Annotated in this window: 7 protein-coding genes; 5 read left to right on the top strand and 2 right to left on the bottom strand. The window is 71.6% G+C overall.

What is annotated here, in order from left to right:
• The coding region (locus ACKOQ4_RS00880) for a chloride channel protein (RefSeq protein ID WP_526287877.1) at nucleotides 1-618 on the bottom strand (618 nt) is incomplete at its 3' end.
• A gap of 97 nt (nucleotides 619-715) precedes the next feature.
• Between ACKOQ4_RS00880 and ACKOQ4_RS00885 the strand changes: the two genes are divergently transcribed.
• Nucleotides 716-1993: an MFS transporter gene (locus ACKOQ4_RS00885; protein WP_526287879.1), complete on the top strand. Its 1278-nt coding sequence runs from the start codon at nucleotides 716-718 to the stop codon at nucleotides 1991-1993.
• Here the strand turns inward: ACKOQ4_RS00885 and ACKOQ4_RS00890 are convergent.
• Complete coding sequence (locus ACKOQ4_RS00890; RefSeq protein WP_526287881.1) at nucleotides 1941-2375, bottom strand: hypothetical protein; 435 nt, start codon at nucleotides 2373-2375, stop codon at nucleotides 1941-1943. The genes ACKOQ4_RS00885 and ACKOQ4_RS00890 overlap by 53 nt on opposite strands.
• 119 nt (nucleotides 2376-2494) lie before the next feature.
• On the opposite strand from ACKOQ4_RS00890, the gene ACKOQ4_RS00895 reads away from it, so the two are divergent.
• From ACKOQ4_RS00895 to ACKOQ4_RS00910, 4 genes are read left to right on the top strand one after another with little or no spacing between them, the layout of a single operon-like run.
• Entirely contained in the window at nucleotides 2495-4099 is a 1605-nt protein-coding gene (locus ACKOQ4_RS00895; RefSeq protein WP_526287883.1) for a S53 family peptidase, read from the top strand.
• Nucleotides 4096-6000, top strand: coding sequence for a zinc ribbon domain-containing protein (locus ACKOQ4_RS00900; protein ID WP_526287885.1), 1905 nt, complete (start codon nucleotides 4096-4098; stop codon nucleotides 5998-6000). The genes ACKOQ4_RS00895 and ACKOQ4_RS00900 overlap by 4 nt, the downstream gene beginning before the upstream one ends.
• Before the next feature lie 30 nt (nucleotides 6001-6030).
• On the top strand, nucleotides 6031-7539 hold the full coding sequence (locus tag ACKOQ4_RS00905) for an amidohydrolase family protein (protein ID WP_526287887.1): 1509 nt from the start codon (nucleotides 6031-6033) through the stop codon (nucleotides 7537-7539).
• A 50-nt stretch (nucleotides 7540-7589) separates the two neighbouring features.
• Entirely contained in the window at nucleotides 7590-8618 is a 1029-nt protein-coding gene (locus ACKOQ4_RS00910) for a fused (3R)-hydroxyacyl-ACP dehydratase subunits HadA/HadB (RefSeq protein ID WP_526287889.1), read from the top strand.
• The last annotated feature ends 60 nt before the right edge of the window (nucleotides 8619-8678 follow it).

Raw genomic sequence — 8678 nt, forward strand, 5'->3', positions numbered from 1 at the left:
CGCGGGCTGGTCGTGGGTGACCGGCGATGCCGTCGCCACCGCCAGTGCCGAAGTCAGCAGCGCGGTGCCGACAGCGCGCAGTTCCCAGGTGCGCAGCACCACCTGAAGGGCGAACAGCGCACCGCCGACCGGGACGCTGTACACCGCGGCCAGGCCCGCCCCGGCGGCACAGCCCAGCAGGATCTGGCGGTCCCGCGCCGTCAGAGACCACCGCGACAGCCCCAGATCCCCCAGCACAACGGCGAACTGGCGGGGAGCGTTCTCCCGGCCCAGGGAGGCCCCCGACCCGACCAGCAGGGTCTGCAGCGCGGCGTCGGCGGTCATCGCCAGCCGGGGCAGCGGCCCGGGCCGGGACACCACCTCGCCGACGCCGGGGACCGGCCCGCGCCGGCGCAGCAGCCACCAGCCGAGTCCGGCCAACGCGGCACCGAGCATCGGGCCAACCGCGCGGCGCACCGGCCGCGCCCCGACGACGCCGTCGAGCAGACTGCCGACCCGGTAGTGATACGTCAGGTGCTCGACGAAGTGCAGAACGACGATGGTGGCCGCGCCGGCCAGTCCGGCCAGCAAGCCGACCGCGACCGCCGCTGCGGCGAACTCGATCTCGCGACGGGCCACGGCGCACTCCGATCGCTATGGATGACGCGGGGTTCGTCGGAACCAAATAGACCAGTTGGTGCCCAAAGCTACCGCAACCGTGTTTGAGTCGATGCCGATGAGCACCGGACCCGCCCCGCCAGGCGACGCCGGGCCGGCCTCGGCCCGCGGCCGGGTGGTCTTCGCCACCGCCGCGATGTACGTGTTCTTCCAGATGGTGCTGCAGACCTTTCCCAGCGTCATGCGCGAGGGTCTGGTGGTAGACCTGTCGCTGAACGAAGCGGGCTTCGGCGGCCTGTCGTCGAGTTTCTACTATCCCTATATCGCGCTGCAGGTTCCGGCGGGAATCCTGGTGTCGCGCTTCGGTCCGCGGTCGGTTCTGATCGCCGGGGCGTCGCTGTGCACCGTCGCCGCCTTCCTCTTCTCGACCTCGGAGTCGATGGCCTCCGCCGAGACGACCCGCATCCTGATGGGCCTGGGCGCCGCGCCCACCGTGGTGTGCGCGATGAGCCTGGCCGCGCAGTGGTTTCCGGCGCGCTACTTCCCCCTGCTGGCCGCGCTGACCGAGGTGGCCGGCATGACCGGCGCGGCGGTGGGTCAGGAGACGCTGGGCTTCATCGTCGAGCACGCCGGGTGGCGGTCCGGGATGATCGCCTGCGGGGTGTTCTCGGCGGCTCTGCTGCTGCTCATCGTCGGACTCGTGCGTAACCGCCGGGTCCCCGGCAGCGCGGCGGAGGCGGCCTGGCCGCCGCTGAGCCGGATCACCCGGCTGCTGACCTCCCTGCCCATCCTGTCCCGGGCCACGGCGGGCGGGCTGGTGGCCTCGGCGGGCGTGGCCTTCGGAATGCTCTGGGGCGTCTCGTTTTTCCAGGAGTACCACCACATGAGCCTGCCGGCGGCATCGGTGTGCGCGTCCTTCTACTTCTGGGGGTGCCTACCCGGGTTCCTCGGCTCGGCGTGGCTGTGCGCGCAGTGGGGACGGCCGGCGCTGCTGCTGGCCCTGGGGGCGGTCGGGACGGCCACCGCGATGGCACTGATCCTTTTCGTGCTGCGCGGCCAGATCGCGCTGTCGGCGGCGATGTTCGCCCTGGGAGTGTCCAACGCCTTCTACGCGCTGGCGTTCACCATGGTCAAAGACAAAGCCCCGCAGGAGCTTTCCGGCGTGGCGATGGGCTTCACCAACATGATGATCATGGGTATCGGGGGACTGATCTTCCAGCCGCTGATCGGGGTGCTCGCCCACATCCGCGGTCAGGGCGTCCCGGACGCGACGGCCCTGAGCGTGACGATCGCGGCTCCGCTGCTGGCCGTTGTCCTTCTGGCCGCCATCGGGACCGCCGAAGCTAGAGGCGCGTCATCACCAGATACACCTGGCTCAGCATCGCCAGCACGCTGAGCACCACCGCCCCGGCGGAGACCGCCGACGCCGGGGCGGAGACCGGCCTGCCGCGCGCGCCGCGAAGCCGCAGCACCGCCCACACCGCCAGGGAGGCCAGCAGCGCCGCGGCAATGCCGATCATCCGCGGCAGCAGGCGCGGGTCGTGCCGGCCGAGGAGGTCCTGATACGAGGTGAAGTCGCCCCGGGCGATCGCCTGGTCGTAATCGGGGATCTCGGCTCGCTGGTAGAACCACTCCCCACTGGTCAGCGGAGTCAGCACCAGGTTGAGAACCGCCAGGCCCAGCACCGGCACGTGCATCCGGCGCCACCCGGGCCGCAGCACGCAGACGCACGCCAGCACCGCCGTCAGCAGCGGAAGAGCGGCGAGCAGGGTCCGCATGGCGATCAGGCTAAGGCTTGCGGCGGGGCTTGCGGTGCGCCCCGCCGGGTGGAATCCGAGCGCCGCCGCGGCGGGCAGAGCAGGATGTCGGTCATGCACCCACCCGCCCGGCAGCGTCGTTGAGCGCCAGGAGGCGGCGGGCGCTGACGGCGGCCGCGCTGGTCGCCGTCAATGCCGCCGTCAATGCCGCCGCGATCGCGGTGCTGCACGGCGGCCAGCGCCCGGACGCCGGCCGGATCACCGGCCCGTACGCGGCCCTGCTCGGCGCGTCGATCGACCTCGGCCCGGCCGGGGACCGGCGCGTGCAGTTGACGGCGGAGCTGACCGGTGGCACGCAGCCGGGGAAGCTCGGCGACTGGGCGCACCGGCGCGGGCTGGAGCTGCGCTGGCAGGCCGGCGAGCAGTGGGCGATCCTGTCCGGACCGGCGCGTGCGGTCGCCGCGGCGTTCGGCGTTGAGGTCCGCGACTACCGCGGCGGGCACGGCGGGGTGTTCTACGCCTCGCCGCAACAGCCCGGGGTGCCGGAGGCGGTGCGCGGCGAGGTTGCCGGGTTCGGCCGCATTCTCGGCTACACCCCGCACCACCGGGCCGACCGCTGGCAGCTGCCGCTGGAGGTTCCCGGACAGGGCCTGACGCCGCAGACCCTGCTGCGCGCCTACAACATCGCGCCGCTGCGCGAGGCGGGATTCACCGGCAAGGGCACCACCGTGGTGGTGTTCTCCTTCGACGGTTTCGACCAGGGCGACCTGGACATGTTCGCCGAGACGTTCGGCCTTCCGAAGTTCACCCCCGAGGTGGTCGGCGGTCAGCCGTCGGCGCCGGGCGGGGAGGCGACCCTGGACCTGCAGGCGATCCACGCCGTCGCACCGGACGCCCGCACGGTGCTGGTCAACGCCCGTCCCACGGTGACGGGCGACGGCGCCTACGAGAAGATCGCGGCGATGATGCGGGACACCGACCGTCGCTACCCCGGCGCGATCTGGAGTCTGTCCATCGGATGGGGCTGCGACAAACTGATCACCGCCGCCGACCTGGTGCCGGTGCGCGCCGCCCTGTCCGACGCCCACCGCAACGGCACCACCGCCTTCGACGCCAGCGGCGACCTGGCCGGCCTGGAGTGCAAGGGCGGCCAGGAGTGGTCGTCGCCGCCGGACGCCGACAACGTCGGTCTGGATGCCGTCGCGTCGCTGCCCGAGATGACCAGCGTCGGCGGCACCACCCTGAGCACCGATGCGACCGGGTCCTGGCTGGGCGAGCAGGCCTGGTTCGACGCCCCGCTGTCGCAGGGCACCGGCGGGGGCGTCTCGGCGCTCTACGAACGCCCGGCATGGCAGGCCGGCCTGCGGCTCGACACCGGCGCGGGCCGGCGCCTGACCCCCGACGTGGCGGCGGTCGCCGACCAGTTCACCGGGCTGAAGATCGTCTTCGGCCGGCAGGTGCTCGTCGGCGGCGGCACCTCGCTGTCGGCACCGCTGTGGGCCGGGATGGCGGCGGTGATCAACCAGTACCTGACCGAGCAGGGCGGCCCGCCCCTGGGTCATCTCAACCCGCTGCTGTACCGCATCGCCGAGGGGGCGCCGCTGCCGGCGTTCCACGACGTCGTGCGGGGCGGAAACGCGGTGGCCAACGCCGGGCCGGGATACGACCTGGTGACCGGGCTGGGCACACCCGACGTCGACAACCTGGCCAGGAACCTGGTCAGCGAACGCGGGTTCGTACCGTGACCGCGCCCGTCGTGCGCTGCTTGCGCTGCCGGTCCGACGTGCCGGCCGGGAACTTCTGCGGCGTGTGCGGTTCTGTTCTGGACGCCACCTCCGGTGACGCCCCGGAACTGTTGCGCCCCAGGACTTTCGGGGCCGCGCCGTCGGAGCGGGTGTTGCTGCCGCACCTGGCAAGTTCGCTGTTCCCGCATGTTCCGAAGCGATCGCGCATCCCCTTCCAGGTGACAATCGTCGCCGCGGTCGCCGCGCTGGCCGCCACGGTGTTCCTGCGGCTGCCGTCCGCCGGGATCGCCGTCTCGGGGCTGAGCCTGTCGGCGCTGTTCGTGCTCTACCTCCGGGCCTCGAGTCTCGACCGCGACATCCCCCGGTCCGCGCTGACCCTGGCCGTGGTGCTGGGCGCCGCACTCGGCGCCGGCTGGGCGCTGCTGGCCGGCGGACTGGTGGCGCACGCCTACAACGTCTCGATCAGTTCCGGCCTGGCTCTGCACCACCTGCTCAGCCAGGGCGTCGCCATCCCGGCTGCGGGAATGGCCCTGATGCTGGTGCCGGCCGCAGCGGTCAGGGTGACCCGGCCCGGGTCCCGAGAGTCGTTGGACGGGTTCACCGTCGGCGTGCTGGGGGCGCTGGCCTTCACCACCGCGGGAACCCTGACCCGGCTCGCGCCGCAGGTGCGCACCGGTCTGTTCGCCCACAGCCGCCCGGTGCAGGGACTGGCCGTCGAGGCTCTGATGTCGGGGGTGACCGTCCCGGTCACAGCCGCCGCGGCCGGCGGGGTGTTCGGGATCCTGCTGTGGTTCCGCCCCGCCGGCCGCCATGACAGCCGGGTCCGGGTGTTGCTGGCGTCGCTGGCCGCGCTGGTTCTGAACGCCCATACCGCGGTCGGTGTCATCGACATCACCGGCCTGCCCGAGATGACAATGGCCGCAATCCATCTGGCCGCTGCGGTGCTCGCGCTGGTCGCGCTGCGGCTGGCTCTGCAGCTGGCGCTGCTGCACGAGTTGCCCGATCCGATCCGTCCGGACCAGCCGCTGCTGTGCATCCACTGCGAGATGGTGGTGCCCGACATGGCGTTCTGCCCGGCCTGCGGGGCGGCCACCCGGGCGTCCACCCGCACGTCCCGGGCGGAGCGCCGGGGCGAGCGGCCGCAGCCGGCCGACAGCGGGGCCGAGTCCGCGGCGGCGCTGACCGAGCACAGCTACCCCGGCTTCGGACTGCCTGCGGGCACCTACCTGGCCCCGCCGCTGCGGCGCCCCCGGTTCGGCTGGCTGCTGGGGCATTGGGTTCCCGCCGTGGGCGCGGCGGTCGTGGTGCTGGCCGCCCTGACGCTGATGCTGACACCGAAGATCGCCCACTACGTGTGCCCGCCCGAGTGCGGCCGGCCACCGGCCGGGACCCCGGTCATGGGCCTGCCCCGGTTCACCGCGCCCGGCGGGGAGTTCTCGGTGTCCTACCCCTCACCGGATTCGGCCTACGAGATCACCCTCTACGACAACGGGGTGACGGCGAGGTTCGTCGGCGGCGACACCGGGGTGATGCAACTGTTCTCCGAGCCGGCCGCCGGCCGCAGCGCCGAGGACGTCGTCACCGCGATCCTGCGCAACCGCTACCCCGACGCCAGGGTGGCCTACGAGATCCCCAACGCCATGGTCGGCTACGAACCCGGCTACGGGGTGCTCGCCGACGACTGGCCGCAGAACCCCTCGGCCAGCTTCACCCGCCAGCGGATCCTGGCGATGGCGGCGGTGAAGGACGGTCTCGCCCTCATCGCATTCGCAACGGGGCCCTACCGCGCCTTCGGGCCGAAGTCCGGCCCCGGTCTCCCCTCCGGTGCCAATCTGGAACTGGCCGCCGATATGGGCAAGTACGTCAACAGCTTTCAGTGGGGCGACGGCAAAACACCCTGACCCAGAGCGCGCGGTGGATATCGTTGGTCCGTGGCCGCGGCGGAATTCGACACCGTGATCGCCGGCGGGCGTGTGGTCGACCCGGAGACAGGTCTGGACGCGGTGCGCTCGGTGGGAATCCGCGGCGGGTCGATCGCCGCGGTGTCCGACGCCGACCTGTCCGGCGCGCAGGTTCTCGACGCCCGCGGGCTGGTCGTGACACCCGGGTTCATCGACCTGCACTGCCACACCCAGTCGCTGCCGGGCGACCGGATCCAGGCCTGTGACGGAGTCACCACGGCGCTGGAACTGGAGTCCGGGATCCTGCCCATCGGTGACTGGTACGAACAGCAGGCGCGCTCCGGACGGGCGATCAACTACGGCGCGTCGGCGTCGTGGGTCTTCGCCCGCATCGCCGAACTGAACCCGCAGATGGGCGAACCCCGGCCCAGCCTCACCTACTTCCAGGACGCCTACCGTTATTCGGAGTGGCAACACGACGTCGCCTCGCGAGGACAGATCGAGCGCGTCCTGTCCAGGCTCGAGCATGGCCTTTCCGAAGGCGCGCTAGGCATCGGGATCAACAACGGATACGTGCCCGGATCGGGCGTCCAGGAGATGTCGCTGGTGGCGGATCTGGCTGCCCGCCATGATGTTCCGACGTTCACCCACATCCAGTTCATGTCCAACATCGACCCGGCCAGCTCGCAGGAGGCGTACCTGCGGCTGATCTCCTACGCCGCGACCTCCGGCGCGCACATGCACATCTGCCACCTCAACAGCACGAGCCTGCGCGACATCGAACGGTGCGCGCACCTGATCTCGGCCGCGCAGCGCCACGGCCTGCGCGTCACCGTCGAGGCCTATCCGTACGGCGCGGCCTCCACGGTGGTGGGCGCGGCCTTCCTCGCCGACCCGTGCTACTGCGAGCGCACCGGCAGCACCTGGTCGGACATCGTGCTCAACGCCACCGGCGAACCGGTGCGCGACGAGGCGGACCTGCGGCAGGTGCAGAAGGACAACCCCGGCCAGCCGATCGTCTGGCACTTCCTGTCCCCGGAGACCGAACCGGAGCACCAGCGGCTGCTGGACATCTCGGTGATGTATCCCGGCGGCGCGATCGCCTCGGATGCCATGCCCTGGGAGCGGCCCGGCCACATCGAGGTCGTCGGCGACATCTGGCCGCTGCCCGGTGACGCGGTGGCCCACCCCCGCAGCGCGGCGACCTTCGCCCGGTTCTTCGCCCGATACGTCACCGGGCGCAGGCTGATCGCCCTGACCGACGCCGTCGCCAAGTGCACGCTGATCCCCGCGCAGATCCTGGCCGCCGCATCGGAGTCGATGAGCCGCAAGGGTCGGTTGCAGGCCGGCGCCGACGCCGACATCGCCGTCTTCGACCTCGAGGCGTTCGAGGACCGGGCCACCTTCACCGAGCCGACCCACCCGTCGGCGGGCATGGCACACCTCCTGGTGGGCGGCACGGCGCTGATCCGTAACGGCGTTCTGGACACGTCGGTCCGGCCGGGCACACCGGTGCGGGGAAGGGTCGCCTCCGGGTAGCGATGCGCTAGCCTCAGCGAACACGCCGGACGAACAGTTGGGGCTAAGCCATGACCGCAGCATCAGAGGCGCCCGCGCTGGAATCCCGGGTCGGCCACTACTACCAGATGGACGGCACCTACCTCGTCGGCCGTGAGAAGGTCCGCGAGTACGCCCGCGCCGTGCAGGACTACCACCCTGCGCACTGGGACGTCGACGCCGCAGCCGGACTTGGCTACGCGGGCCTGGTCGCCCCGCTGACCTTCACCTCGACCCCGGGCATGTCGTGCAACCGCCGGATGTTCGAGTCGGTGGTCGTCGGTTACGACACCTACATGCAGACCGAGGAGGTCTTCGAGCAGCACCGGCCGATCGTGGCCGGCGACGAACTGAAGATCGACGTCGAACTGACCTCGGTGCGCCGCATCGCCGGCCGCGACCTGATCACCGTGACAAACACCTTCACCGACGCCGCCGGCGAGCGGGTGCACACCCTGCACACCACCGTCGTCGGTGTCACCGCCGAGGACATCAACCCGGGCGTCAAGGCGGCCGTGCAGAAGGCGATGATGCACGACGTCGACATCATGAGCATCGACGCCTCCGATGCCTCCTACCACAAGACGGTGCGCCCCGACGGGGAGGTGCGTATCGCCCGGGACAACGACCGCCCCTTGGGCACAGCGTCTTTCGCCGATCTCAGCGTCGGCGACGAACTGCCGGCGCACCACACCCGGCTGTCCCGCGGCGACCTGGTGAACTACGCCGGCGTGGCAGGCGACGCCAACCCGATCCATTGGGACGAGGACATCGCAAAGCTGGCCGGGCTGCCCGACGTGATCGCCCACGGCATGCTCACCATGGGCCTGGGCGCCGGGTTCGTCTCGTCGTGGTCGGGGGATCCGGGTGCGGTCATCCGCTACGCGGTGCGCCTGTCGGCGCCGGCGGTGGTGTCCGCCGCCGAGGGCGCCGACATCGAGTTCAGCGGACGGATCAAGTCGCTGGACCCCGAGACCCGCACCGGCGTGGTGCTCGTCGCGGCGAAGGCCGACGGCCGCAAGATCTTCGGACTGGCGACGATGGATGTCCGCTTCCGCTGACGACACCCCCGAGCCGCAGGACCTGCCGCCCGTCAGCCGACGGCCGCACATCCTGCGCCT

The organism is Mycobacterium sp., assembly GCF_046095365.1.
GTDB lineage: Bacteria > Actinomycetota > Actinomycetes > Mycobacteriales > Mycobacteriaceae > Mycobacterium.

Excerpts from the sequence above, each read along its gene's own strand:
- ACKOQ4_RS00885 (WP_526287879.1), top strand. The coding sequence starts at position 716 with ATGAGCACCGGACCCGCCCCGCCAGGCGACGCCGGGCCGGCCTCGGCC.
- ACKOQ4_RS00890 (WP_526287881.1), bottom strand. The coding sequence starts at position 2,375 with ATGCGGACCCTGCTCGCCGCTCTTCCGCTGCTGACGGCGGTGCTGGCG.
- ACKOQ4_RS00910 (WP_526287889.1), top strand. The coding sequence starts at position 7,590 with ATGACCGCAGCATCAGAGGCGCCCGCGCTGGAATCCCGGGTCGGCCAC.